The 26,766-nt window shown below is 55.5% G+C and carries 26 protein-coding genes and 1 riboswitch; of the genes, 11 read left to right on the forward strand and 15 right to left on the reverse strand.

Going from position 1 to position 26,766, the window contains the following annotated elements; translation table 11 throughout:
- Window positions 1-131: 131 nt before the first annotated feature.
- Window positions 132-1,073 (reverse strand): D-alanyl-D-alanine endopeptidase, encoded by a 942-nt coding sequence (gene pbpG, locus N5923_RS24570; RefSeq protein WP_267142270.1) that lies wholly within the window; start codon window positions 1,071-1,073, stop codon window positions 132-134.
- A 204-nt stretch (window positions 1,074-1,277) separates the two neighbouring features.
- Entirely contained in the window at window positions 1,278-1,865 is a 588-nt protein-coding gene (locus N5923_RS24575) for a Yip1 family protein (protein WP_267142269.1), read from the reverse strand.
- Window positions 1,866-2,085: 220 nt separating this feature from the next.
- Here N5923_RS24575 and N5923_RS24580 point away from each other — a divergent pair, with 220 nt between their 5' ends.
- Complete coding sequence (locus N5923_RS24580; RefSeq protein ID WP_267142268.1) at window positions 2,086-2,661, forward strand: DedA family protein; 576 nt, start codon at window positions 2,086-2,088, stop codon at window positions 2,659-2,661.
- Window positions 2,662-2,690: 29 nt separating this feature from the next.
- On the opposite strand, the gene N5923_RS24585 is transcribed toward N5923_RS24580, so the two are convergent.
- Entirely contained in the window at window positions 2,691-3,467 is a 777-nt protein-coding gene (locus N5923_RS24585) for an SDR family oxidoreductase (protein ID WP_267142267.1), read from the reverse strand.
- 174 nt (window positions 3,468-3,641) lie between these two features.
- Here N5923_RS24585 and N5923_RS24590 point away from each other — a divergent pair, with 174 nt between their 5' ends.
- The 4 genes from N5923_RS24590 (at window position 3,642) to N5923_RS24605 (ending at window position 9,110) form a co-directional block, all read left to right on the forward strand.
- The gene (locus N5923_RS24590; RefSeq protein WP_267142266.1) at window positions 3,642-5,456 is read left to right on the forward strand and encodes a glycoside hydrolase family 15 protein; all 1,815 of its coding nucleotides are present in this window, start codon (window positions 3,642-3,644) and stop codon (window positions 5,454-5,456) included.
- Window positions 5,457-5,644: 188 nt separating this feature from the next.
- Window positions 5,645-6,796, forward strand: a complete 1,152-nt coding sequence (locus tag N5923_RS24595) for a L,D-transpeptidase family protein (protein WP_267142265.1) — start codon at window positions 5,645-5,647, stop codon at window positions 6,794-6,796.
- An 82-nt stretch (window positions 6,797-6,878) separates the two neighbouring features.
- Window positions 6,879-7,409 carry an AAA family ATPase gene (locus N5923_RS24600; protein WP_267142264.1) on the forward strand — a complete coding sequence of 177 codons (531 nt, stop codon included), beginning with the start codon at window positions 6,879-6,881 and terminating at the stop codon, window positions 7,407-7,409.
- A gap of 90 nt (window positions 7,410-7,499) precedes the next feature.
- Entirely contained in the window at window positions 7,500-9,110 is a 1,611-nt protein-coding gene (locus tag N5923_RS24605) for an inorganic phosphate transporter (RefSeq protein ID WP_267142263.1), read from the forward strand.
- Here the strand turns inward: N5923_RS24605 and N5923_RS24610 are convergent.
- Entirely contained in the window at window positions 9,107-10,297 is a 1,191-nt protein-coding gene (locus N5923_RS24610) for an MFS transporter (RefSeq protein ID WP_267142262.1), read from the reverse strand. The two genes, N5923_RS24605 and N5923_RS24610, sit on opposite strands and share 4 nt — an antisense overlap.
- 96 nt (window positions 10,298-10,393) lie before the next feature.
- Here N5923_RS24610 and N5923_RS24615 point away from each other — a divergent pair, with 96 nt between their 5' ends.
- Entirely contained in the window at window positions 10,394-11,356 is a 963-nt protein-coding gene (locus N5923_RS24615) for a D-2-hydroxyacid dehydrogenase family protein (protein WP_267142261.1), read from the forward strand.
- On the opposite strand, the gene dusC is transcribed toward N5923_RS24615, so the two are convergent.
- The 3 genes from dusC to N5923_RS24630 all read right to left on the reverse strand — a co-directional run bounded on the left by dusC (window position 11,353) and on the right by N5923_RS24630 (window position 14,451).
- Window positions 11,353-12,291, reverse strand: coding sequence for a tRNA dihydrouridine(16) synthase DusC (gene dusC, locus N5923_RS24620; protein WP_267142349.1), 939 nt, complete (start codon window positions 12,289-12,291; stop codon window positions 11,353-11,355). The two genes, N5923_RS24615 and dusC, sit on opposite strands and share 4 nt — an antisense overlap.
- 122 nt (window positions 12,292-12,413) lie before the next feature.
- On the reverse strand, window positions 12,414-13,841 hold the full coding sequence (rhlE, locus tag N5923_RS24625) for an ATP-dependent RNA helicase RhlE (RefSeq protein ID WP_267142260.1): 1,428 nt from the start codon (window positions 13,839-13,841) through the stop codon (window positions 12,414-12,416).
- A gap of 217 nt (window positions 13,842-14,058) precedes the next feature.
- Window positions 14,059-14,451 (reverse strand): YbhQ family protein, encoded by a 393-nt coding sequence (locus N5923_RS24630; protein ID WP_267142259.1) that lies wholly within the window; start codon window positions 14,449-14,451, stop codon window positions 14,059-14,061.
- A gap of 182 nt (window positions 14,452-14,633) precedes the next feature.
- On the opposite strand from N5923_RS24630, the gene N5923_RS24635 reads away from it, so the two are divergent.
- The 3 genes from N5923_RS24635 to N5923_RS24645 are packed head-to-tail and all read left to right on the forward strand — an operon-like array spanning window position 14,634 to window position 17,604.
- On the forward strand, window positions 14,634-15,395 hold the full coding sequence (locus tag N5923_RS24635) for an endonuclease/exonuclease/phosphatase family protein (RefSeq protein WP_267142258.1): 762 nt from the start codon (window positions 14,634-14,636) through the stop codon (window positions 15,393-15,395).
- Window positions 15,392-16,636 carry a cardiolipin synthase ClsB gene (gene clsB, locus N5923_RS24640; RefSeq protein WP_267142257.1) on the forward strand — a complete coding sequence of 415 codons (1,245 nt, stop codon included), beginning with the start codon at window positions 15,392-15,394 and terminating at the stop codon, window positions 16,634-16,636. The genes N5923_RS24635 and clsB overlap by 4 nt, the downstream gene beginning before the upstream one ends.
- Window positions 16,636-17,604, forward strand: coding sequence for a lysylphosphatidylglycerol synthase domain-containing protein (locus N5923_RS24645; protein ID WP_267142256.1), 969 nt, complete (start codon window positions 16,636-16,638; stop codon window positions 17,602-17,604). Before clsB ends, N5923_RS24645 begins: the two co-directional genes overlap by 1 nt.
- 39 nt (window positions 17,605-17,643) lie before the next feature.
- Here the strand turns inward: N5923_RS24645 and N5923_RS24650 are convergent, their stop codons facing one another.
- Window positions 17,644-18,354 carry a Bax inhibitor-1/YccA family protein gene (locus tag N5923_RS24650; RefSeq protein ID WP_267142255.1) on the reverse strand — a complete coding sequence of 237 codons (711 nt, stop codon included), beginning with the start codon at window positions 18,352-18,354 and terminating at the stop codon, window positions 17,644-17,646.
- Window positions 18,355-18,574: 220 nt separating this feature from the next.
- On the opposite strand from N5923_RS24650, the gene N5923_RS24655 reads away from it, so the two are divergent.
- A complete protein-coding gene (locus N5923_RS24655; RefSeq protein ID WP_267142254.1) occupies window positions 18,575-20,521 on the forward strand; it encodes a methyl-accepting chemotaxis protein in 1,947 nt (648 codons plus the stop codon).
- An 18-nt stretch (window positions 20,522-20,539) separates the two neighbouring features.
- Here the strand turns inward: N5923_RS24655 and N5923_RS24660 are convergent, their stop codons facing one another.
- The 7 genes from N5923_RS24660 to moaA form a co-directional block, all read right to left on the reverse strand.
- Window positions 20,540-21,631: a DUF1615 domain-containing protein gene (locus N5923_RS24660; RefSeq protein ID WP_267142253.1), complete on the reverse strand. Its 1,092-nt coding sequence runs from the start codon at window positions 21,629-21,631 to the stop codon at window positions 20,540-20,542.
- An 83-nt stretch (window positions 21,632-21,714) separates the two neighbouring features.
- Window positions 21,715-22,530, reverse strand: coding sequence for a CPBP family intramembrane glutamic endopeptidase (locus N5923_RS24665; protein WP_267142252.1), 816 nt, complete (start codon window positions 22,528-22,530; stop codon window positions 21,715-21,717).
- 104 nt (window positions 22,531-22,634) lie between these two features.
- A complete protein-coding gene (moaE, locus tag N5923_RS24670) occupies window positions 22,635-23,087 on the reverse strand; it encodes a molybdopterin synthase catalytic subunit MoaE (RefSeq protein WP_267142251.1) in 453 nt (150 codons plus the stop codon).
- Between the two features lies 1 nt (window position 23,088).
- Entirely contained in the window at window positions 23,089-23,334 is a 246-nt protein-coding gene (moaD, locus tag N5923_RS24675; RefSeq protein WP_267142250.1) for a molybdopterin synthase sulfur carrier subunit, read from the reverse strand.
- Window positions 23,327-23,812: a cyclic pyranopterin monophosphate synthase MoaC gene (gene moaC, locus N5923_RS24680; protein ID WP_267142249.1), complete on the reverse strand. Its 486-nt coding sequence runs from the start codon at window positions 23,810-23,812 to the stop codon at window positions 23,327-23,329. Before moaC ends, moaD begins: the two co-directional genes overlap by 8 nt.
- A 2-nt stretch (window positions 23,813-23,814) precedes the next feature.
- Window positions 23,815-24,330 carry a molybdenum cofactor biosynthesis protein B gene (moaB, locus tag N5923_RS24685; protein ID WP_267142248.1) on the reverse strand — a complete coding sequence of 172 codons (516 nt, stop codon included), beginning with the start codon at window positions 24,328-24,330 and terminating at the stop codon, window positions 23,815-23,817.
- Between the two features lie 18 nt (window positions 24,331-24,348).
- The gene (moaA, locus tag N5923_RS24690) at window positions 24,349-25,338 is read right to left on the reverse strand and encodes a GTP 3',8-cyclase MoaA (RefSeq protein WP_267142348.1); all 990 of its coding nucleotides are present in this window, start codon (window positions 25,336-25,338) and stop codon (window positions 24,349-24,351) included.
- Window positions 25,326-25,460: riboswitch (molybdenum cofactor riboswitch) on the reverse strand. (Overlaps the previous gene by 13 nt.)
- A gap of 165 nt (window positions 25,461-25,625) precedes the next feature.
- Here moaA and N5923_RS24695 point away from each other — a divergent pair.
- Window positions 25,626-26,534 carry a gluconeogenesis factor YvcK family protein gene (locus N5923_RS24695; protein WP_267142247.1) on the forward strand — a complete coding sequence of 303 codons (909 nt, stop codon included), beginning with the start codon at window positions 25,626-25,628 and terminating at the stop codon, window positions 26,532-26,534.
- Window positions 26,535-26,766 lie beyond the last annotated feature (232 nt).

A 26,766-nucleotide genomic window follows, 5' to 3' on the forward strand; every position in this document is an offset into this window, starting at 1 on the left:
ATGGTCAAATCGGGGCGCTGTCACGATAAGCTTTTTTGCTGGCCGCCGCCGCACCAGGCCGCGTCAGCGTGGGTTTTTGCACCCCGGCAATTAACCGCCCCGCGCCAGCTACACGCAGGGCCGGAAAACCCCTACTCGGCTACGCTGTCGTCGCTGGCGCGATTACTGGCGGTTTCCGCTGCTTTCTGTTTTTTATAGCTTAGCGCAGCCGCCGGAACCGGGGCAGCCTTGCCGGTTTCCATCCATGCGCGCAGGCGGTTGGCATCGGCAAAATGGGTATACTTGCCAAACGCATCCAGCACCACCAGCGCTACCGGACGCTGTTTAATGATGGTGCGCATCACCAGGCAGTGTCCGGCCTGATTGGTAAAGCCGGTTTTCGTCAGCTGAATATTCCAGTCCGGCTTATAAACCAGATGGTTAGTATTACGGAATGGCAGGATGTAGTTCGGGCTGCTGAAATTCGCCATATCCTCATGGGTGGTGCTTAACTGGCCGATTAACGGATAGCTTTTGCTGGCGATCAGCAATTTGGTTAAGTCACGCGCTGTCGATACGTTGTGAATCGACAAACCGGTTGGCTCAACGTAGCGCGTATTGGTCATGCCGAGCGCGCGCGCTTTGGCATTCATCGCGCGGATAAAGGCATCGTAGCCGCCAGGATAATGGTGCGCCAGACTGGCCGCCGCGCGGTTTTCTGATGACATCAGCGCCAGCAGCAACATATTTTTGCGGCTGATTTCACTGTTCAGGCGTACGCGGGAATAGATGCCGCGCATTTCAGCGGTATGGCTGATATCGACCTTTAATTTCTCATCCAGCGGCAGATGCGCATCCAGCACCACCATCGCCGTCATCAACTTGGTGATAGAGGCAATCGGCCGTACCAGATCGGGATGGCTGGCGTAGATCACTTTATGGGTATTTAAATCGATCACCATGGCGCTACCAGAGGCAATTTCCGGCTGTGACTGCGCGCTAATTGCGGAACTGGCAACCGCCTGGTTCAGCAGTGCCTGACCAGAAAAAAGAATGGCTAAACTCAACAGTGAATAACGGATTTTTGCAGGCATCGTGTGAAAACTTAAGCGGGTGGATGTTTAACAGTGCAAAACGCACAGGCCGCCATCCGCGAAAGTAAAGCCACACGGGGGCTGGCCGCAGCATCATACTCCGGCGATTCAGTAAATTCCTACAGGAGATTCGTTTCCGGGCGTAAACAAACGGCGAGAATGTTGCAGCGGCGCAAGCGTCGCTGCAACCTGAGAAGCCCGCACTCAAAACATCAGATAGCCATAACCCCAGATCACCACGGTCAGCGCCAGTAAGACTTCAAATACCAGAATACCGATTGCCAGCGTCGAACCAGAGAAACGCAGGCTCTCCTCACGGTCGATATTCAGGAACATCGGGATGCCGACATACAGCAGATAACCGGTATAGACCATCGCCAGTGTTCCCACCAGCAAGCAGAGCCATACCAGCGGATAGAGCGCCACCAGTCCGCTTAAAAATAGCGGCGTAGCGACATAACCGGCAAACACCGTACAACGTTGCAGGCTGGGGCGTTGCGGATAGTTGCGCGCCATCCAGTGGATCACCCGGCCCATTACCGCCACACCACCAAGAATCAGCAAATAAAACAGAATACCCAGCGCAATGCCGGTAAACAGGCTCAGTTGAATGGTCCGCTCTGCGCCCAGATCCCACCCCAGCTGGGTAGTGCCGATAAATGCGCAGATCACCGGGATCGCCGCCATTATCAGTACGTGGTGCGTGTAGTGGTGCGAGACGCTCTCGTTTTCTTGCTTAATATTGCGCATTTCACGGTTGGGATGCGCTATCAGTCCCCAGACATGATTCATAAAATCACTCCTCTGAAACGACTTACCGCTAGCGAACGCCTGCGGCGGATTCATAAACAAGTATAATTGCCGCTGGCGCTTTTAGCTGTTGGATCGCACATTTTTCCATCAATTAAACGAAGCCACTGCGGAAAAAACCGAAATTTGGCGCTTTTCGCGCACCCATCGTGCATCCGGGTATAAAATTAGGGCTTCGAACGTAATCACGGGAAGGTAAGTTTTGCCGATTGATGTAAATGGACTGATTTCACAATATGGTTACTGGGCGCTGTTGATTGGCTGCCTGGCCGAAGGGGAAACCTTTACGCTGCTTGGCGGCGTAGCGGCCCATGAAGGATTGCTGCATTATGGCTGGGTGGTGCTGGTCGCGGCGCTGGGCGGCACGCTTGGTGATCAAATCCTGTTCTTTATTGGTCGCTACTATGGCGCCAGCATTTTGCAACGGTTTCGTAAACATCAGGGCAAAATCACCAAAGCGAATAAGATGATCCGCCGCCGCCCGGTGCTGTTTGTCATTGGCGTGCGCTTTATGTACGGCTTGCGGCTTATCGGCCCGATTATTATTGGCTCCAGCCGCTTAAACCCGCTGAAATTCTTTCTGCTCAATGTGACTGGCGCCCTGCTGTGGTCACTGATTTTTGTCAGCCTCGGTTATGTTGGCGGTGAGGTGATCGCGCCATGGCTGCATCAGCTTGATCAGCATCTGAAACATCTGCTGTGGTTGATCGGCGCACTGGCGCTGGCATGGGGATTGCGGCTGGCCTTTCGCCACTGGTCAAATAAGCGCGAAGAGTAACGGCTTCCCCCGCCGGGCGGGGGATGGGATCACTTCTGCATAAAGAACTGCGGATTCGCCAGACTAAAGCCGCCATCAATAATAAACGACTGGCCGGTGGTATAGGTCGACCACTGCGAACAGAGCCAGGCGACCATACTGGCGATTTCACGCGTGTCGCCCGGGCGTCCGGCAGGGATCTCCGGCATCGACACCTGATGCGCATCACCGTTACTCATCTGATTCATTGGCGTGGCAATCGCGCCCGGCGCAACGGCGTTAACCAGAATCTTATGTGGCAACAGGCTTAGCGCCATCGACTGAGTTAAACCACCCAGTGCGTGTTTACTGGCGCTGTAGGCGACGGAGCCGGGCAGCGGGGTATGTTCATGCACCGAGGTGATATTAATAATTCGCCCCCCTTCTCCCTGCTGCACCATCTGACGTGCGGCGATTTGTGCGCAAATAAACGCGCCGTCAACATTGACGGTAAACACTTTGCGCCAGTCGGCAAACGTGGTTTCAAGAAAATCGGCTTTAATATTGACGCCGGCATTATTCACCAGCACATCAATCCGCCCCAGCGTCTCAATCAGTTTCAGCAACGACTGGCCGCCCTGCTCAGGATCGGCGAGATCCAGTTGCACAATTTCGGCTCGCTTGCCGAGCGCCCTGACCTGCTGCGCGGTCTGCTCCGCTCCTTCGTGATCCGAACGCCAGGTAATGCCAATATCAAAACCCTGCTCTGCCAGCATAATCGCCGAAGCCTGACCGATACCGGAATCCGATGCGGTGACAATGGCAACTTTGTTCGTCGGCTTACTCATAGTTTCCTCCTGAACTCAGTAATGGCTGACCTGCAAGTATAGACCCCTGCAGCAACGCGCTGTTTTTCTTTAACAATCTATAACCTGATTTACACTTCGTTGCGCTTACGCCGCCCGGCGGTTCGGTTGATTGACTATAGTCACTTAAGGCTAACGAATTAAAACGGGAGCGTTATGAACCACGTAAAAAGAGAAATTGGTGATCACGGTGTGATTGGCGACCTGCGAACCTGTGCGTTGATCGCCAGTGATGGTGCTATTGATTACTTCTGCTGGCCTAATCTTGACAGTCCCTCGGTGTTTACTGCGCTGCTCGACAACGATGAGTCGGGGCTGTTCAGCATTGCCCCCGACTGGCCGCAAGCGCGACGCCAGCAGCTCTACCTGCCCGACAGCAATATTCTGCAAACCCGCTGGCTGGCAGACGAAGGGGTGGCCGAAATTACCGACTATATGCCGCTGTGTAACGATCTGGATAAGCAGCCGCGTATTGTGCGTCGGGTAAAAATGGTGCATGGCGAAGCTCGTTTTCAACTGCGCTGCGCGCCGGTGCATGATTATGCCCGCGCCAATACGCAGGCCAGTCTGAAAGCAGGTTTAGTCGAGTTTTCCGCCGCCGGACAGCCAACGCTGTGCCTGGCGGGCAGCCGCGAACTGGCTATCGAAGGCTGCGCCGCGGTGGCCAGCTTTACCCTGAAAAGCGGCGAGTATGCTGAGTTTATGTTTGGCGGCGCCGACGATGAACATCTGGATAAACTGGAAACCGACTACTGTTTTCAGGAAACCCTGAGTTTCTGGCGACGCTGGGCGGGCAAAAGCCAGTACCACGGCCGCTGGCAGGAGATGGTCAACCGTTCAGCGCTGGTACTGAAGCTGCTCACCTCGTGGCAACATGGTTCGATTGCCGCCGCCGCCACCTTCGGGCTGCCGGAAGAGTTGGGCGGCGAACGTAACTGGGATTACCGTGCCTCCTGGATCCGTGACGCGTCATTTAGCATGTATGCCCTGATGCGCCTCGGCTATGTCTCGGAAGCGAAACGTTTTACCCAATGGGTGGCGCGCTGCGTCGAAAACAGCCACCACGACGAAGAGAAGTTGCAGGTGATGTATCGCCTCGACAGCGGCACGGAACTGCATGAGATCGAACTGCTTAATCTCGCCGGCTATGCAGGCTCGTCGCCGGTACGCATTGGTAATGATGCCTGGCAGCAGACGCAGCTGGATATTTACGGCGAATTAATGGATGCCATCTATCTGGCGAACAAATATGGCGAAGCGATCTCTCATCGCGGCTGGGAAAATGTGCAGCGGATGATCGATTACGTCTGCGAAAACTGGAACCAGCCGGACGCCGGGATCTGGGAGATGCGCGGCGAGCCGCAGCACTTTCTGCATTCACGCCTGATGTGCTGGGTGGCGCTGGACCGCGCATTGCGGCTGGGCATGAAACGCTCGCTGTCGATGCCCTACGAACGCTGGGATAAAGTGCGCGCCGAGATCCGTGCCGATATCTGGAACCATTTCTGGAACGAAGATCTGGGGCATTTTACCGCCACCCGTCATGGCGATGCGCTGGATGCCTCAATGCTGCTGATGCCGCTGGTGCGTTTTGTCGGCGCTACCGATCCGGAGTGGATCTCCACCCTGGATGCGATTAAAGAGAACCTGGTCAGCGATGGCCTGGTGCGGCGCTATAACATGGCGGAAACGCCAGCCGATGGTTTGCGTGGCGACGAAGGCGCGTTTGCCGCCTGTTCATTCTGGTATGTTGAATGTCTGGCGCGGGCTGGCCGCGTGGAGGAAGCTCATTTTGAATTTGAAAAGCTGTTGAGTTACGCCAATCCGCTGGGGCTGTATGCCGAGGAATTTGACGCACGCGGCTATCCGCTGGGCAATACGCCGCAGGCACTTAGCCATCTGGCATTGATCAGTACCGCCTTCTTTCTTAACCGCAAACTCAGCGGTGAAGTCCCACTCTGGCAGCCTTAAGCGAAAAAAAATTGTCACTGCCGGTAAATATTGACGCTCTGAGAGACAATTCTACGTAAAGTTAGTTCAACTACGAAAAATCCTGGTTCCTTCTGGCACCATTATGCACATATAATGTGCACCCGGTCACAGTCCGGAAATGGGTCGATTCTCTAACAGCCTGCTAAGGCGCTAACACCTGAAGAACTATGAAAAAGAGCATGCGCGCGATCGTCACACTGGCACTGGTAGTTGCGGCTTTTAGCCAATCTGCTTTTGCTGTGGTTTATCCTCTTCCGGCCAAAAATAGCCGGTTAACCGGGGAAAACCTGGAAATTACCGTTCCACAAGACAGCAAATTGCCGCTGGAGGCTTTTGCTGCGCAATATCAAATGGGCCTCAGCAATCTGCTGGAAGCTAACCCGGGTGTGGATGTCTACCTGCCGAAAGCGGGCAGCAAATTGATTATCCCTCAGCAGCTGCTGTTGCCGGATGCGCCACGCGAAGGCATTGTGATCAATAGCGCTGAAATGCGTCTCTATTATTATCCAAAAGGCACCAAAACCGTGGTGGTTCTGCCAATCGGTATCGGTGAGTTAGGCAAAGATACGCCGATGGACTGGGTGACCAGTGTGCAGCGTAAGAAAGACGGCCCAACCTGGACGCCAACCAAAAAGATGCATGAAGAGTATGCTGCTCGCGGTGAAAAGCTGCTGGACGTGTTCCCTGCTGGCCCGGACAACCCGATGGGCCTTTACGCGCTCTATATTGGCCGTCTGTATGCCATCCACGGCACCAATGCCAACTTCGGCATTGGCCTGCGTGTAAGCCACGGCTGCGTCCGTCTGCGTGCTGACGATATCAAATGGCTGTTCGACAACGTGCCGGTCGGCACGCGCGTGCAGTTTATTAACCAGCCGGTAAAAGCCAGCGTTGAGCCAGATGGTTCGCGTTATGTGGAAATCCACAATCCGCTTTCGCAGACTGAAGAGCAGTTTAACTCGCGTGAGCCAATGCCAATCACCATTACCCCTGCGGTAAGCAAAGTGGTGATTGATGCGACGGTTAATCAGACGGAAATGGATGCGGCGCTGAAAGCCCGTAGCGGTATGCCGACGAAGATTACCGGCCTGTCTGACAACGGCGAATCTGCACCTGTTGCGGTGCCGGAAACGGCCGGTGCACAACCGCAGGAACATGCGCTGACGCCAGCCACCACCGAGGGCGTCAATGTGGCCACCCCGGAAGCCCTGCCTCAGAGCGACGACAGCAACGCTGAAGCCCCTGCCCCGGCAGAAGCTCAGCCCGTTGACACCCCGGCAGAAGAGCCAGCCGCACCGGCTGCCAGCAGCAACTTCTAAGTTTTACGGCTGCCAGAACCAGCGGGCCATGATGGCCCGCTTTTTTTATGCTTAAATATTATCACCGACATGGAGATAAGTGATGAAGATCAACGTGATTGGCACCAGTGGCAGCGGGAAATCAACCCTTGCCCGTGCGATTGCCCGCCAGCTGGAACTGCCCTGTATCGAAATGGATGCCCTGTTCTGGCAGCGCGACTGGGGTGAAAGCAGTGACGAGCAGCTGTTTGCCCGCCTTGAACAGGCGCTGCAACAGCCGGGCTGGGTACTCGATGGTAACTATAAACGCAGCCAGCCGATTAAATGGCGCGAGGTCGATACCATTATCTGGGTCGATTACGGTTTTCTGCGCACGTTGTATCAGGCGGTGCGTCGCGCGGTCAGCCGCGCATGGCGGCAGCAGGAGATCTGGCCAGACACCAACTGCCGGGAAACCTTCCGCAAAAGCTTCTTTAGCCGCGACTCGATTATTCTGTGGACCATCAAAACATGGCGCAGCAACCGTCAGCGCTACGAGGCGATGCTCAATGACCGCCGCTATCAGCATCTGCATTTTGTGCGTCTCACCTCGCCGCAGATGAGCCGCGAATTTATTGCCGCACTGAAAAAGTAGTCGGCCCGGCGATCATTTTTCTGTCACAGAAACCGCGTAATACAGCTCAGATAGCGTACTGTCGCCAACGTCAGACCGAAAAGGTGTGTAATGAGCCAGCATAACGCAATTGCTCCGTATCGCCAGCCTGCCAGCGGACGCCCGGATATTTATGCCAAAAACAGCCGTGGCTCAATACTGCTGTTTATTCTGCTGCTGGTACTGGGTATTGCCTTTGCCGGGGTGAATCTGTTTCGGGATGTGCAGGATGCGGGTATCAGCGGCGTCAGCTATATCCCTTTTCTGCTGCTGGGACTCGCGCTGTTAATCGCGCTAGGTTTTGAATTCGTCAACGGTTTTCACGACACCGCTAACGCGGTCGCCACAGTGATCTACACCCACTCACTGCCGCCGACCTTTGCCGTGATCTGGTCAGGCTTTTTTAACTTTCTTGGCGTGATGCTTTCCAGTGGTGTGGTGGCGTTTGGCATTATTTCGCTGCTGCCGGTTGAGCTGATTTTGCAGGCGGGCAGCGGCAAAGGGTTCGCCATGATTTATGCCCTGCTGTTTTCGGCGATTATCTGGAATCTTGGCACCTGGTGGCTGGGCCTGCCCTCTTCCTCATCGCATACGCTGATTGGTTCAATCATTGGTGTCGGCATCGCGAACGCGCTGATCCATGGCCGCAGCGGCACCAGCGGCGTCGACTGGGATCAGGCGCTGAAGGTAGGCTACGCACTGCTGCTGTCGCCGCTGATTGGCTTTATCGCTGCCGGACTACTGTTGCTGCTAATGAAGCTGTTTATTCGCAATCGCCAGCTATACCGCGCGCCGGACGGCAACCATCCACCGCCGCTGTGGATCCGCGGTATGCTGATTCTGACCTGTACCGGCGTCTCTTTTGCCCACGGCTCGAATGACGGGCAAAAAGGCATGGGGCTGATTATGCTGATCCTGGTGGGCAGTATGCCGATTGCTTATGCGCTGAATCGCTCGATTCCGCCACAAGAGATTCCGCGCGTGGTGGTGCTGGCGAACCAGACCGAACAACAACTGCTGCAACAATTTCCGCCCCACGCCCGGATGGATGCGCCGCGATCGGTACTTACCGCCTATGTGGCCAATGGCGAAGTGCTGCCGCAGGTGATGCCGGCGCTGGGGCAACTGATAGGCTCGATTGGCGACGAGATCGGCCACTATGGCGATCTGGATAATATTCCGGCGCAGGCGGTGGCGAATACCCGCAATGATATGTATCTGGCATCGGAGAGCATCAAGCTGCTGAAATCCAGCGAGCTAAAATTGCCTGCCGCCACGCAACAGAGCCTGACTGCGATAAAAAAAGAGCTGGATCGCGCCACGCGCTTTATCCCGTTCTGGGTCAAAGTGGTGGTGGCGATTGCGCTGGGTCTTGGCACCATGGTGGGCTGGCGACGGATTGTGGTGACCGTCGGTGAGAAGATTGGTAAAAGCCATCTCAGCTATGCGCAGGGTGCCAGCGCGGAACTGGTAGCGATGGCGACGATTGGCGCCGCTGATGGTTTCGGTTTGCCGGTTTCCACTACCCATGTTCTCTCATCAGGAGTAGCGGGAACCATGGCGGCGAACCGTTCCGGACTGCAAATCGCCACCTTACGCAATCTGGCCTGCGCCTGGCTGCTCACCCTGCCAGTTTCAGTGCTGCTGTCAGCATTGCTCTACTGGCTGTTTAGCCAGATTTAGACCGGGGTTTTCTGCGGCAGACTGAGCATCCGCACAGTGATGGCCGCTGCCAGTAGCACCACCAGCGCCGCCGCCAGGTAGATCGATTGCATGCCCCAGAAGCCGATTAATATCCCGGCGACCGGACCGCTCAGCCCTAATCCCAAATCCAGAAAGGCGGAATAGGTGCCCAGCGCACTGCCCTGGCTCTGCGGCAACACCTGCTTCACCGCCTCGACGCCGAGCGCCGGGAATACCAGTGAGAAGCCAGCGCCGGTCAGAAAGGCACCGAAATCCACCAGCAGTGGCGAACTGGCCTGCCAGATAATTAACAAACCGGCGCACTCAATCAGCAACGAGAACAGCGACACTTTCAGCCCGCCAAAACGGGTAATATAACTGCTGAATACGATGCGCATCATAATAAAGCCAAGGCTGAACAGCGTCAGCGCCAGCGCCGCGCCGCTCCAGTCACGACTGGCGTAGTAGAGGGTGATAAATGAAGCAATAACGCCGAAGCCGATAGTGCCGAGTCCCAGTGCGAAACCATACAACCAGACGCGGGAAAAGACCTGACGAAACGGCGTGCGGCTGGTGACGCTGACTTTGATTGCCGGTTTTCTGCTCGCCATCCAGAACCCCACTACGCCCATCAGAACAATCAGCGAAGCAAAGCCAGCCAGACCAGACAGCTGATTCAGCATCACACCCAGCGGCGCACCGACCGCCATTGCCAGATAAGTCGCCACGCCGTTCCACGAAATCACCCGGGCGGTTTGCGTTGTCCCCACCACATTAATGCCCCACAGGGTTGAACCGGTACTGGTAAAGCTCTCGCCGACACCGAGAAACAGTCGTCCGACCGCCAGCAGCAGCAGGCTTAACCAGGGCAGGTTCTGCGCCAGCATCGCCACAATCGTCAGTACGCCGCTCATACCACAGCAGACCAGTCCCAGCATCACCACGCGTTTGGGTCCGAGCATATCGGCCAGACGCCCCGACTGCGGACGACTCACCAGGGTAGCGAAATACTGAATGCTGATAATTAAACCGGCCAGCAGCGAGCTGTAACCGAGCTGGTTATGCACGAAACCCGGCAGCACGGCCAGTGGCAAACCCACTGAGAGATAACAGAAAAAGGTAAAAACAATTACCGAGAAAATACGCTTATTAAGCTGGGTGTTGCTGAGTGCTGCGGTCGAAGACATGCTAAAGCCGTTAACGGTATATAATTAACACCCTATCATACGCATAGCATGCTAAGAGATCTTGCTAAGATTGCTCAGCGCATTCACCGGAGGCTTATGAGTCAGATAAAATGTGTCATTCTCGATGATTATCAGCACGTCGCGTTAAGCCTCGCGAACTGGCACAGCATCAGCGATCGCGTTAGCGTCGTCGCCTTCACTGATCACCTCTCCGACCGCGCACAGCTGACCGCGCGGTTAAAAGACGCCGCTATTGTGATCGTAATGCGCGAAAGAACCCCGATCGATCGCCAGCTGCTTGATCAGTTGCCTGATCTTAAGCTGCTGATTACTTCTGGCATGCGCAATGCGGCTATTGATCTCACTGCGGCGCGGGAAAAAGGCGTGACGGTGTGCGGCACCGCCAGCGCTGCGGATGCGCCACTGGAACTGACCTGGGCGCTGACTCTCGGGCTGGCGCGTCATCTGGTTACTGAGAATAATGCATTCACCCGCGGCGGCGTCTGGCAGCAAACGGTGGGCACCACGCTTGCCGGCAAGCGGCTGGGAATTATCGGCCTGGGGAAAATCGGTAGCCGGGTCGCCACTATCGCGCAGGCATTTGGCATGCAGGTCTGCGCCTGGAGCCCGAATCTGACGCCAGCACGGGCCGAAGCGGCTGGAGTTGAATTCTGCGCGCAGAAAAACACGCTGTTAGCGCAAAGTGATTTTGTCACCCTGCATATGGTGTTGTCAGAACAAAGCGCCAGGCTGATCGACAGCGCAGATTTTGCGGCGATGAAAGCCAGCGCTTACCTGATCAATACCTCAAGGGCCGGATTGATCGCGCCCGGAACGTTGGTTAACGCCTTAAAAAATCAGCAAATCGCGGGCGCGGGCATTGATGTGTTTGAGCAGGAGCCGGTGGCAGTTGATGATGAGTATCGTCAGTTACCCAATCTGCTGGCTACGCCGCATCTGGGCTATGTCAGTGACAGCAATTATCAGCGCTATTTTACCGAAGCGCTGGAAAATATCCGCGCCTGGCTCGATCAGCAGCCGATCCGCGAGATAACTTAACCGGCAACGCGCTGGATAAGGCTGGCAATCTCCGCTGAGCGCTTCAGGGTGCGAATCTGGCTAAACAGCTCGCTGGCCTCGGCATACTCTTTACGCAGATAACCCAGCCACTGCTTGATGCGCGCCACATGATATAACCCGGTGTCGCCCTGCTTCTCCAGCCGGGTGTAGTTCTGCAACAGCTGCACCACCTGCGGCCATGGCATTCGCGGCTCGTTGTATTTAATTACCCGGCTCAGATTGGGCACATTTAGCGCACCACGGCCAATCATGACCGCATCACAGCCGGTGACGGCGAGACAATCCTGCGCACTTTGCCAGTCCCATATTTCACCATTGGCAATCACCGGAATGGTCAGCCGCTGGCGGATATCCGCTATCGCCTGCCAGTTAATCCTTTCGGCTTTATAGCCATCCTCTTTGGTGCGGCCATGCACCGCCAGCTCGGTTGCCCCGGCCTGCTGCACGGCGTCAGCAATTTCAAACTGACGCGCACTGGAATCCCAGCCAAGACGAATTTTCACCGTGACTGGCAGATGGTCCGGCACCGCTTCACGCATCGCTTTCGCACCGCGATAGATCAGCTCGGGGTCTTTCAGCAAGGTCGCGCCGCCGCCGCTGCCGTTAACCAGCTTTGAAGGACAACCGCAGTTAAGATCAACACCCCAGGAGCCAAGCGCCACCGCGCGGGCGGCGTTTTCCGCCAGCCACTGCGGGTACTGACCTAAAAGCTGCAGACGCACGCGGGTGCCCGACGGCGTATGGCTGGCATGCCGCAGTTCAGGACAGAGACGATAGAACGACTTTTCCGGCAATAGCTGATCGACCACCCGCAAAAACTCGGTAATGCAGAGATCGTAGTCATTCACCTCAGTGAGCAGTTCACGTACCAGAGAGTCGAGAACGCCTTCCATTGGAGCCAGTAAAACCCGCATGCTGATTACACTCATAAAAATTGACGCGCAAGTTTAAGGGTTTTCGCGAAGATGTGAAACGGGGATAAAGCGCGGGAGAAGAAAAAATCATGGGCCGCTAATGCGGCCCACTACCACGGTGATTAACCGTTATTGCCTGGGTTCGAACGGCGCTGACGCGTCACGTTGGTCCGTGGTGCACCGCTGCTGCTGCCAGCCGGTTTGCTGCCACGCGCGGCAGGCGCTGCGCCCTGACGACGCTGACCATTGCCCTGGCTACGTTCACCGTTGCTCGCGCTGCGATCGCCACTGCTCTGACCACCACGCTGGCCCTGCGCTGGCCCACGACCGCGGCCGCCGCCATTGCCGCCACGACCACCACCGCCGCCACCTGAACCACGACCATTCTGAATTGGCTCAGCTTTGATGCTTGGGTCCGGCTCGTAGCCTTCGATCGCGCTGCGTGGCACTTCACGCTTCAGCACACGCTCAATATCACGCAGCAGTTTATGCTCGTCGACGCACACCAGTGACAGCGCTGCGCCGGTTGCTGCAGCACGACCGGTACGGCCGATACGGTGGACATAATCTTCCGGTACGTTAGGCAACTCATAGTTAACCACATGCGGCAGCTCTTCAATATCAAGACCACGCGCCGCGATATCAGTGGCGACCAGCACACGGATACCGCCATCTTTAAAATCACTCAGTGCGCGGGTACGGGCGCCCTGACTTTTATTACCGTGGATCGCCGCTGCGGTGATGCCATCTTTGTTCAGCTGTTCCGCCAGATGGTTAGCACCGTGTTTGGTACGGGTAAACACCAGCACCTGCTGCCAGTTGTCACGGCCAATCAGGAAGGACAACAGTTCGCGTTTGCGTTTCTTATCAACAAACATCACATGCTGAGTGACCTGCTCAGAAGCGGTATTACGACGCGCCACTTCCACCTGCTCAGGATTGCTCAGCAGTTTTTCCGCCAGACCTTTAATCTCATCAGAGAAGGTCGCAGAGAACAGCAGGTTCTGACGCTTCGCAGGCAGTTTAGACAGCACACGACGGATATCGTGGATAAAGCCCATATCCAGCATACGGTCAGCTTCGTCCAGCACCAGAATTTCAACGTGGGAGAGATCCACGGCATTCTGATGTTCCAGATCCAGCAGACGGCCAGGTGTCGCCACCAGCACATCAACGCCGCCACGCAGTTTCATCATCTGCGGGTTAATGCTGACGCCGCCAAACACCACCATTGAACGGATGTTCAGATGTTTGCTGTACTCGCTGACGTTTTCGCCCACCTGCGCCGCCAGTTCACGGGTCGGTGTCAGGATCAGCGCGCGCACCGGGCGACGGCCTTTCGCGTGCGGATTGCTGCTGCTTAACAGCTGCAACAGCGGCAAGGTAAAGCCTGCGGTTTTACCGGTACCGGTTTGCGCACTGGCCATCAGGTCACGACCTGCCAGCACTACCGGGATCGCCTGACGCTGGATTGGCGTTGGCTCAGTATAGCCCTGCTCTTCAACAGCGCGCAGAATGTCGGCACTCAGGCCGAGAGAATCAAATGACATAAATTAGAGTAACTCCGGATCCGCCCTGACCGTGTTCGACGGTGTAGTTTCCAGGGGGATAACTTGACGCCAGGCGAGCCTGACGTTTGAAAGGGGGGCACAAACTACGGTGCGTAAGTTTGGGATTGTAACATCTCTGCCGCCAACTCCCTAATTCTACCTGACAGAGCAATAAAAAAGAGGCTGATTGCTCAGCCTCTTTTTTTCCGCGCCGCCTTTAGCCGCGCTTTTTTTCTACATTGCGTGCTGGCTCTTTCGCCAGCAACGAGACCACGGCCGGTCCGGCTACCATCAATACACCAATACCGCCGAGCAACAGGTTGTTGTGAATCACCCGTGACAGCAGCAACAGCACCAGCATCGCGGCACCGAAGTAGTACGTGGTGGTGACGTCTTCAAGGAAGTCACCGAGGTTGCGCAGGCGTGGAATGCGCTGTGTCAGCATCATAGCAACGAACACGCTGCTATACATCGCCAGTAAAACCATGCTGACCTGGACCAGCGCCTGATGCTTCCAGCCCCACACCAGGGCGGCGATAAGCAACAGGTGCAGTGAAATATGTACACAGGTTTGTCCGGTGACAATCTGAATACGGTTCGACCATTTCATCATTTTCTCCTGGCAGACCCAATTAAAGGTCGCCCAAGCTGTTACCGACAGGTGCCGGTGACAATTTCCTCAGACTAACGCAATTTTCGGATTTTGCCGCAAATTACCGCTCATATCGGCACTCTTTTGTGACAAAGACTACACTTTATCCTTAACAAAACGAAAAGGAGAGCGCACACAGTATGTCACAAAATGCGCAAGGATTTTCATTTAAAGTCCTGACGATTAACACTCACAAGGGTTTTAGCGCCTCCAACCGGCGCTTTATTCTGCCAGAACTGCGTGAAGCAGTGCGTGCAACCAGTGCAGATATTGTCTTGTTACAGGAGGTGATGGGCACCCACGAAACGCATCTGTTAAACGTGGAGAACTGGCCTGAAACACCCCATTACGAATTTCTTGCCGATACCATGTGGAATGATTATGCCTATGGCCGTAACGCGGTCTATCCCGAAGGACACCATGGCAATGCGGTGCTGTCGCGTTTTCCTATCGTTACTTACGAAAATCTCGATATTTCGGTTCCCGATAGTGAAAAACGCGGCATGCTGCACTGCAAAGTGCAGGTGCCGGACCGGGATATCACTCTGCATGTTATCTGCGTTCACCTTGGATTGCGCGACGCGCACCGCAACGCGCAGATGGATATGATGTGTCAGCTACTGCAATCTCTACCCGCCGATGCGCCGGTAGTGGTTGCCGGGGATTTCAATGACTGGCAGCAGCGCGCCAATCAGCTGCTGGCGGAAGGTGCAGGTATGGAAGAGGTGTTCAGCCGTGAAAATGGACGGCCAGCACGCACCTTCCCTGCCCGCTTCCCGCTGCTGCGCCTCGATCGAATCTATGTGCGCAATGCCAGCGCCAGTCATCCGCAGAAACTCCCGCGCAAACCCTGGTCACATCTCTCCGATCATGCGCCGCTGGCTGTGGAGATTCATCTATGAGTATGCAATGGCGCGATGGCAACCGCATTCGCTTGCTGGAAAATGGCGAAGCGTTTTTCCCCCGGGTCCATGGCGCGATCCGGCGTGCGCAACATTACCTGCTGCTGGAAACTTTTATTCTGTTTGAAGACCAGGTCGGCAAGGATCTGCACGCCGAACTGCTGGCCGCCGCCCGGCGCGGCGTAAAAATTGAAATGATGGTCGATGGCTATGGCTCACCGGATCTGTCGGACGAGTATGTTCACAGTCTGACCGCCGAAGGGGTGCGCTTTATCTATTACGACCCGCGCCCGCTGGTGTTTGGTATGCGTACCAATGTGTTTCGCCGCCTGCATCGTAAAATCGTGGTGGCGGATGGCGAAATTGCCTTTGTTGGCGGCATTAACTTCTCCGAAGAGCATATCTCCAGCTACGGCCCACAGGCCAAGCAGGACTATGCGGTTGAGGTGAAAGGACCGATTGTCGAGGATATTGCGCGCTATGTGCAGCAGCAGATCGGCAGCGAACAGGTGACGCGCCGCTGGTGGGGACATCGCTCTCATCGCCCGGCGCACAACAGTACGCCGGGCGATGCGCAAGCGCTGTTTGTGTTTCGCGATAACGATCAGCACCGTGATGATATTGAGCAGCACTACATGGATATGCTGCGCAAGGCGCAACAGGAGGTGATTATTGCCAATGCCTACTTTTTCCCTGGCTATCGCCTGCTGCGTGAGATGCGTGAGGCGGCAAAGCGCGGGGTCCGGGTGAAACTGATTGTGCAGGGCGAACCGGATATGCCGATCGTCAAAGTCGGCGCCGAGCTGCTGTACAACTATCTGCTGGATGCCGGGGTGGAGATCTATGAGTACATTCGCCGCCCGCTGCACGGCAAAATCGCCGTGCAGGATCAGCAGTGGTCCACCGTGGGTTCCAGCAATCTCGATCCGCTGAGCCTGTCGCTGAACCTGGAGGCCAATCTGGTGATTCATGACCGTCAGTTTAATCAGCTGTTGCGCGACAATCTGGAAGGGTTAATCGCACGCGATTGTCAGCGCGTTGACGGCAGCAAACTGCCGAAGCGCAGCTGGTGGCAGCTGAGCAAAAGCGTGCTGGTGTTCCACTTTTTACGCCACTTCCCGGCAATTGCCGGCTGGTTGCCCGCCCATACGCCAAAGCTGGCGCTGGTGGAACCGCCGGTGCAACCGGAAATGGAAACTCAGGATCGTGTCGAAACAGATAATCCGGGGGCAAAATCCTGATGTCAAAAGCTCATCCAACCTGGGCGCGGGTCAAAAAAGCGCTGACGTGGCTGTTTTTTATCGCCGTTATTGCACTGCTGGTGGTATACGCCAAAAAAGTGAACTGGGAAGATGTCTGGGACGTCATTATCAACTACAACCGCACGGCCATTCTGGCAGCGGTTGCGCTGGTGGTGGTCAGCTACGCGACCTATGGCCTCTACGATCTGATTGGTCGCGCCTACTGCGGTCATAAACTGGCGAAGCGTCAGGTCATGCTGGTGTCATTTATCTGCTACGCCTTTAACCTGACGCTCAGTACCTGGGTCGGCGGCGTGGCGATGCGTTATCGCCTCTATTCCCGTCTCGGCCTCTCCGGCAGCACCATTACACGCATCTTCTCACTGAGTATTGCCACTAACTGGCTGGGGTATATTTTGCTGGCCGGAGTGGTCTTTAGCGGGGGAATGGTGCCGATTCCCGCCGGCTGGTTTATCGGCGAAGGCACTCTGCGCATTATCGGCATGGTGCTACTGGCGGTGGTGGTGCTTTACCTCGGCCTGTGCGCCTTCTCAAAACGTCGCCGCTGGACGGTAAAAGGACAGAAACTGGCGCTGCCGTCACTGCGTATGGCGCTGTTTCAGTTTGCCGTCTCCTGTGCCAACTGGATGGTGATGGGCACCATTATCTGGCTGCTGCTGGCGCAGAAAGTCGATTATCCGATTGTGCTGGGCGTGTTGCTGATCAGCAGTATTGCCGGGGTGATTATTCATATTCCGGCAGGAATTGGCGTGCTGGAAGCGGTATTTCTGGCGCTGCTGAGCGGGCAACATGCCTCACATGGCGCGATTATCGCCGCGTTGCTGGCCTACCGGGTGATCTATTTTATCGCCCCACTGTTGCTGGCGCTGGTGCTCTATCTGTGGCTGGAGGGGCGCGCCAGTACGTTACGAAAAAAGAATGAGCTGGAACGCGAACCCTCGGCGTAACACGACAAGGTACGGCGGGCGCCGTACCTTGTATTACGTTTAGCGGCGATTACCGAAAATACGCAGCAACATCAGGAACAGGTTAATAAAGTCGAGATAGAGGGTCAGCGCGCCCATAATCGAGAAACGACGCAGATTCTCTTTATCATCGACATTGATCCCTTCACCGATATTTTTCAGCTTCTGGGTGTCATACGCGGTTAAACCGACAAACACCACTACGCCGATATAGGTCACAGCCCACATCAGTGCAGTGCTTTTCAGCCAGATATTGACCAGCGACGCCAGCACAATACCGATCAGCGCCATAAACAGCATACTGCCCATTCCGCTTAAATCGCGTTTGGTGGTATAGCCCCAGAAACTCATGGCGCCAAACATCCCGGCGGTAATAAAAAAGGTACTGGCGATGGAGGAGTAAGTGTAAACAAGGAAAATGCTGGCCATCGTCAAACCGGTTAGCGCCGAATAGAGCATAAACAGCCCGGTGGCGACCACCCCGCTCATCTTATGCACCATCCCCGACAGCACAAACACCAGCGCCAGCTGGGCGATAATCAGTCCGAAAAAGGTGATGCGGTTGGCGAACACCAGCTCCATGACCGCTGGCGTATTGGCCGCAAACCAGGAGACAAATGCCGTCAGTAACAGGCCACAGGTCATCCAGCCATACACCTGCGCCATATAGGTTTGTAGTCCGGTGCTCGTCTGTTGAACAATCGAATCGTTCGACCGTGGAAATCGATCCATGATGCGCTCCTTAGCGTTAAGTAAAAGTGACCACTTTGAAGTTTGGCACAAGCCGCAGCAAATTGGCATCGTTACAGTTTTACCATTCATTTCGCCATCAATGCGCGATAACTATCAAGATTACCGCCGCCAGGCCGATAGTGAGGCACACAGGAGCTCGCCTGACAGGAAGTTATCATCGTTTTTACTGTAATAACTTCACTGTTCACCGGGGAATTCTATGTCCAGCATCTCGCTGCGCAAAAACAAAATGAGCACCCGCACCCTGATGCTAATCACGGGTGTCCTGACTATCGGCCTGGGTTTTAGCGTGACGATTGGTCTGCTGAGCTGGCAGTCCAGTCAGCAGCAGCGCAACCTGGCTAAGGATTATCTGGAGCAGATTGCGCGCTCTAACACCCTTGTCGTCCAGCAAAAACTGGATGTTGCCCTGTATGCCGCGCGTGCACTCGGACAGGGCGCTTACAGCCTGAAACAGGCTAATCTTGCGCAACGTCAGGGCGCCGATGTGCTGCTGAAAAATAGCCTCGCCGCCCACCGCGATTTTCTCTCAATGTCGCTGGCATTTGAAGCCAACGCCTTTGATGGCAGAGACAGCGAATTCGCCACTCAGTCCGGGCAGGATCCGGCAGGACGCTATGTGCGTTATGTCGATCGCGATAGCGCCGGGCAACCCGCCGCGCATAACCTCACCGATTATAACGTCGCCGGCAGCGGTAATTACTACCTGTTGCCACGTCAGCGGCAGAAAGAGGTGATTCTCGAACCCTATATTTATCCTTATAACGGCGTGGATGTCATGCTGACATCGATTGCCGCACCGATCATGGTGGACGGCAAGTTTATCGGCTCGGCCACCGCAGATTTCTCGCTGGAAACCCTGCAAAAAACCATTGATGCGATTAAACCCTGGCAGGGTAGCGGCTACGCACTACTGCTGTCTCACGATGGCAAAGTGGTCTCCAGCCCGGATAAAAGCAGCATCGGCAAAGTGTATAACGCCAACGGCAAGCAGGCCGCTGCGGGGATTAGTGAAATCTTTGATGTGGTCTTACAACAGGACGCCTTGGTGGTGTGGCAACCGATTATTATCGGTAACAGCGCCACGCCATGGCAGCTGGCAGTTGTCGCCCCGGTCAGCAACGTGATGGCCGAAGCCAATCGCCAGCTCCGCTATGCGCTGGGAATGATGCTGCTCAGTATCATTATTGTCTGTGCGGTGCTCGGCAGTATTTTCAGCCGAAAAGTGGTGAAGCCGATTGGCGGTGAACCGTCGCAGGCTGCGGAAATCGCACTGGCGATTGCTGAGGGTAATCTCGCGGGGGAAGTGCCGGTACGCCACAATGACCGTCAGAGCATCTTCTTTGCCATGTACACCATGCAGCAGCATTTACGCCATATTGTCAGCGATATTCTGGTCGCCAGCAGTTCGGTACGCGACGGTGCCAGTGAAATTGCCAGTGGCAACCTCGATCTGGCTTCCAGAACCGAGCAGCAGGCCGCCGCGCTGGAACAGACCGCCGCCAGTATGGAACAGCTTACCGCCACGGTGAAGCACAACGCTGATAATGCTCATCAGGCTACGGCCCTTACCGGACAGGCCACCGATATTGCCCGCCGCGGCGAACTGCTGGTCAGCCAGGTGGTGGCGATTATGGAGCAAATCGACGAGAGTTCCCGCAAGATTGGCGATATTACCAGCCTGATTAACGGCATTGCTTTTCAGACCAATATTCTGGCGCTGAATGCCGCAGTGGAAGCGGCGCGTGCCGGTGAACAGGGGCGTGGTTTTGCAGTGGTGGCGGCGGAAGTGCGCAGCCTGGCGCAACGCAGTGCTGGCGCGGTTAAAGAGATCGCCGCATTAATTGAAGAGTCAACTCAGCGCGTCACCAGCGGCGTCACGCTGGTACGTGACGCCGGAAAAACCATGCAGGAGATGACCCATGCCGTAGGGTCGGTACAAAGTATTATCGGCGAAATCGTCCACGCCTCCGACGAACAGTCACAGGGGATCAGCCAGATAACCATCGCCGTCAACGAAATGGATGGCGTAACCCAGCAGAACTCAGCGCTGGTGCAGCAGATGTCTGCCGCCGCCGCATCACTGGAAGATCAGGCAAAACATCTGGCGCAAACGGTCGATAAATTCCAGCTGGATCAGGTTTAATCGTCGCTGTATGGCGCCTTAGCGCGCCATACAAGCCTGATAGCGACTGTCCACCCGCTTCGCAAACCAGGCGGTGGTCAGGTTACGGGTAATTTTCGGGCTTTCCAGTTTGATACCGGGCAACATTTCACGCGCCACTCGTCGGCCCGCCATCTTATCGGCAAGCGTAAACAGATCGCGATACAGGTCGGTATCGGCAAACTCTTCGCTATCGCCCTTCTCCAGCGCCCGGCGGATCGACCGCTCACTGAGATCCAGCCGCTTGCTCAGGGTGCGTACCGCCAGTTCCGTCGAGCTGGGCTGGTCAGAACCATAGATAATCAGATCGCCATCCAGCGCCAGTTTCATCCCGGTCGTGCGCGTTACTGCCGCCTGAAACGCGGCGTTTCGGCTGGCGTACCAGCCGGCATTGAAATCGGCAAAACGATACAGCGGCTGACTGTAACTGACCGGATAGCCCAGCAGATGTTTACTGCCAAACCAGATCCCGCCACGGCGGCTAAACACTTCATGGCGAATACTGCCATCTACAGGATACGGATAACCCCTTGCATTGGCTTCGGCGAAGGCAATACTCACCTGCATCGGCCCGCCGGTGTGAATTGGATTGAGATTACCAAACAGCTTCTGTCCCATCGGCACCATATCAATAAAGTCATCGAAAATGGCGCTCAGCTCTTTTTCGCTGCGCACGTTGTCGAGGCGATCGCTGTAGCTTTTGCCGTCAGGCGATTTAATCAGTAATGCGGTACGCACCACAAACGCTGGCACATGCACTTTAGCGGCACGACGTTCAATCTCGCCCCAGGCGATTTTCGGCAGACCGGGAACCGCCGAGTCAGCGTTAAAGGTTGATTCCTGGTCGGTAACGGCAATCACCGCGCAGATATTGCTGGCGCTCGGCGCAATCTCCTGGGTACGTAAGGCGGTGGCGATATCCGTCGCCCAGCCCGCTTTATTGGTCACCTTCGCCGGCATCAGTCTGATGATATCGGCTTTGACATCGGCCGGGCTTTTGGCCGGTGCTTCAATGGTTTTTTTACTGCTACATCCCGCCAGCATCAGCAACGCCAGCAGCGCAATACCGCGCGGGGAAAATGGAGATAACATGCAGATCCTCAGGAATTTTTATGCTGCAGGCACCTTAACTAACCTGTCGCCGTGAATCCATCAGATTAGGCCAGTTTTCCCGATCAGGGCTGATATGCTGGCCAGGTGAAAAACAGCAGGTGCAGCAGATTAAGCGCAAAATGGAACAGGGTTGCGACCCACAGACGGCCAGTCCACATCCATGCCAGCCCGTAAATCACCCCGGCCAGCGTCGCAAACAGCACCAGCAGCGCACCGCCCGACAGGTGACAGATGCCAAACAGCAGCGCACTGATCAGCAGACCCGCCAGTGGCCCGATAAACTGACTAAGACGCCGCTGCAGATAGCCACGAAACAGCGCCTCTTCGGCCAGGCAGACAAAAAACAGATTGGCGAGGAAAAACTGGCCAATCCACTGCGGCGCATGGGGTTCAATTTTTAAGCCACCAAACGCAGTCGCTATCAACAGCAGCAACGGCAAACTGAGTATAAGGAGCAGCCAGTGAAAAGCGGAGGGTTGACGCAACGGGCGTGAGCGAAACAGCGTGGGTATAATCGCCAGAAAAACAAAGGGTAACAGCGCTTTATCAAAATTAAAGTACATTGAAAACGGTGCACTCATCTCCCCTGCGCGTACCTGATCCAGCACCCTGACGTTGTTAAAACCGGGAGCAAAATGGCTGAGCAAATTGATAGCCACAAATAACAGCAGTAATTCCGCGCCAATCGCCAGCGTGCTGATATGGCGATAGCGATGCAGCAGCAACGCAATCAGAGCGACTGTCACCATCACTCCAACCCCAACCGGCTCCAGTACCCCAGCCCAAACAGCCCAGACGGTGGTGAGCAGCAGCAGTAAAGCACCGATATAGCGGTTAAAGCCGGCAGCCAGCAGCGAGAAGGCAAGTAAGATCCACATATAAAAGTCCCTTTTATGGTGTGTGAAAAAACGAGGTTTTGCCCGTAACGCTAATCTTAACGTTACGGGGACTATTTAGCACCTGTTGTTATGCGGCTTGCTACTTACTCCCAGCGGCGGGCAGCCTGCTTATCGCTGTCACGCGCATCGACCCAGCGGTCGCCTTGCGGTGTGGCTTCGCGCTTCCAGAACGGCGCGCGGGTTTTCAGATAATCCATCATAAATTCAGCGGCGGCGAAGGCAGCGCTGCGATGCGCGCCGGTCACCCCCACCATCACGATTTCATCGCCGGGAAACAGTTCGCCGATACGATGAATCAGGGTCACACGTTGCAGCGGCCAGCGCTGACGCGCTTCGGCGACAATCTCCTCCAGCGCTTTTTCCGTCATCCCCGGATAGTGCTCCAGCGTCAGCGCCGAGACATCATCGCCGAGATTGTGATTACGAACTTTGCCGGTAAAGGTCACCACGGCGCCATCTTCGTCACAGGCGGCCAGCCACTGGTACTCATCGGCCATACTGAATGGCTGATGGCCAACACGAATACGGGTTTCCATATCAGCCTCCGGTAACCGGCGGGAAGAATGCCACTTCATCGCCATCTTTTAGCGGATGCTGTAACGCCACCAGCGTCTGATTAACCGCCGCCAGTAACCTGCCGGACTCCAGCGCCAGCGACCAGCGGTGGCTTTGCGCGGCCAGCGACACGCGCAGCGCTTCAACATCGGCAAACTCTGCCGCCATCTCCAGCTGATTAACCCCCACCAGCTCGCGAACCTGAGCAAAAAACAGCACCTTAATCATGGCTTACCGCCTGAAAATCACCGGACTTGCCGCCGCTTTTACTTAGCAGGCGCAGATTATCGATGGTGATATCCTTTTGCACCGCTTTGCACATGTCATAAATGGTCAGCGCGGCCACCGAGGCAGCGGTCAGTGCTTCCATCTCCACGCCGGTCTTACCGGTTAAACGGCAGCGTGATTCGATGCGCACCCGATGATGCTGCGGCTCGGCGCAGAGGGTCACTTCCACTTTGCTCAGCATTAGCGGATGGCAGAGCGGGATCAACTCCCATGTGCGCTTCGCCGCCTGAATTCCGGCAATGCGTGCGGTGGCGAACACATCGCCTTTATGATGGCTGCCATCAATGATCATTTGCAGGGTGTCAGGATGCATCACCACAAATACTTCGGCGCGCGCTTCGCGCACCGTTTCAGTTTTGGCGGAAACATCCACCATATGGGCTTCGCCTGAGGCGTTGATATGGGTTAATTGCGACATACTTATGGCTTCTTCAAATGCGAAATAAAGTTACAGGGGCGGGTACGGGCATCCAGCTGGTCGGCAATAATCCGTTCCCAGGCGCTGCGACAGGCGTTGCCGGAGCCGGGAATCGCAAAGATCAGCGTCTGATTTGCCATTCCGGCCAGCGCGCGCGATTGCAGGGTGGCGCTGCCGATATCTTCATAAGAGACCATGCGGAACAGCTCGCCAAAACCGTCAATCTCGCGGTCAAACAGCGGTTGCAGTGCTTCCGGCGTGCTGTTGCTGGCGCTAAAGCCGGTGCCGCCATTAATCAGGATCACCTGCACGTCGTCACTGGCGATCCAGCTGGAGACGATGGCGCGAATACGGTACTTGTTATCTTTTACGATGGCGTGATCAATCACTTCATGACCCGCTTCACTGGCGGCTTCACGCAGATAGTCGCCGGAGCTGTCATTCGAGGCATCACGTTTGTCGGAAACGGTCAGTACCGCAATCGCCGCGGCTTTAAATTCTGATTCGGGTTTGTCCATTACGCTTCTCCAGGCCGGTTAGCCACCAATAAATGACAGATTCTGAGTAATGCCGGTATTGCCCTGATGCAGGAAATGAGTCTGTTTTTTGCTGTTCAGGCTGGCGGCAATTCGCGCCTGCAACTCCTGCTGCTGGTCGTCGCGGGCCAGCAGATCGCGCAGCGGCACCCCTCCCTCACCAAACAGGCACAGATGCAGGTTGCCGACGGCGGAGACGCGCAGACGGTTACAGCTGGCGCAGAAATCTTTTTCGTAAGGCATAATCAGGCCGATTTCGCCCTGATAATCCGCATGGCGGAATACCTGCGCCGGACCATCGCTGCGCTCGCGCGCCTGTCGTTGCCAGCCGCGCGCCAGCAGCCGATCGCGGATAACTTCACCGGAGATATGGTGCTGGCGAAACAGCGCGCTGCTGTCGCCAGTTTCCATCAGTTCGATAAAGCGCAGCTGAATCGGACGATCGCGGATCCAGTCGAGAAAGGTCTCCAGACTGTGATGATTGACATCGCGCATCAGTACGGCATTGACTTTGACTTTGCTGAAACCGGCAGTAAATGCGGCATCAATACCGCGCATCACCTGATGGAATTTATCCTGACCGGTGATGGCGTGAAACTGGCGGGCATCAAGGCTGTCGACGCTGACATTCAGCGCAGTCAGTCCGGCATCGCGCCAGGCAGCAACATCGCGCTCAAGGCGATAACCATTGGTAGTGACCGCCAGCTGACGAATCCCCGGGTTTTCGCGCACTGCGGCGATAATGTCGCAGAAATCACGGCGCAGCGAAGGTTCCCCGCCAGTCAGGCGCACCTTTTCGGTGCCCGAAGCGGCGAAAGCACGGGTAATGCGCCGGATCTCGTCCAGTGACAGAAAGCTTTTGTTGGTGACGCCTTGCGGTTTGTAACCGTCGGGCAGGCAATAGGTACAACGAAAGTTGCATACGTCAGTGATCGACAAGCGCAAGTAATAAAACTTGCGCTCAAAATTATCAGTAAATTGTGACACCAGAACACCTTTCCAAATACGGGAGATGCAGTCATTTCTTTCTGCACCCTGGCAGCTCAAAGGCTACGGCCAGTACACCTTATCGCGAGGACTTAGGCATAAAGGCTAGAGTGTGATCGGCAGCAAGGCTGTCAATCGCGGTAAAATAATTCTAACGCTAACTGCATGGCGATACCACAAACACTTTTCGTTGTATATTATGATATATAACGAATTACACGCATTTTCACCGCACAATCGGGTAAAATGCGCCAATATTTACATTTATCAATAAGTGTTATTGGAGAATTATGCGTAATCGCACCCTGGCGGACTTAGACCGCGTCGTCGCCCTTGGCGGGGGACATGGATTAGGTCGCGTAATGTCGGCGCTTTCGCCGCTGGGTTCACGGCTGACTGGCATCGTGACCACCACCGATAATGGCGGTTCCACCGGACGTATTCGCCGTTCAGAAGGCGGTATTGCCTGGGGTGATATGCGCAACTGTCTGAATCAGCTGATTACCGAGCCCAGCGTGGCGTCAGCAATGTTTGAGTATCGTTTTAGCGGTAATGGCGAACTCTCCGGCCATAACCTTGGCAACCTGATGCTGAAAGCGCTCGATCATCTTAGCGTGCGGCCGATTGAAGCGATTAACCTGATTCGCAATCTGCTGAAGGTTGATGCTTTTCTGATCCCGATGTCAGAACAACCGGTGGATCTGGTAGCGCTGGACAGTGAAGGCCACCTGATTTACGGCGAAACCGATATCGACCAGATGAAACTGCCACCACAGGAGCTGATGCTGTCACCGTCGGTAAGCCCCACGCGCGAAGCGGTTGAGGCAATTGCGGATGCCGATTTGATCTTAATAGGCCCTGGTAGTTTCTATACCAGCCTGATGCCGGTATTGCTGATGGGTGAAATGGCGCAGGCGCTGCGGCGTACTCCGGCCACTATGGTGTTTATTGATAACCTGGGACGCGAACTCAGCCCGGCAGCGGCCAGCCTGACGCTGGCCGATAAACTGTCGCTGATGGAAAAATATATCGGTAAGAAGGTGATTGATGCGGTAGTGGTAAGTCCGCATAGTGATATTGAGGGCGTGGAAGACCGGCTGGTGATCCGTGAACCGCTGGAAGCGGCCGATATTAAATATCGTCATGACCGTCGGTTACTGCATATGGCACTGGAACATGCCATTCAGGCGATTGGCTGACGGTGTGAGTGATCTTCCGGGCGGCGATAACGCCATCCCTGCACAAGACCTAAGGCAGTTGTAGGGGAGTCGTTTTCGGCTCCCGTAATAACGAATGCCACACTTGCTATGGTGCAAATCCGCGACACGGGCGGCGAGAACGCCGCCCCTACACAAAGCCGAAGACTGTTGTAGGGGAGCCGTTTTCGGCTCCCGTAATAACGAATGCCACACTTGCTATGGTGCAGATCCG

It is taken from the genome of Winslowiella arboricola (assembly GCF_025527015.1).
GTDB lineage: Bacteria > Pseudomonadota > Gammaproteobacteria > Enterobacterales > Enterobacteriaceae > Erwinia > Erwinia arboricola.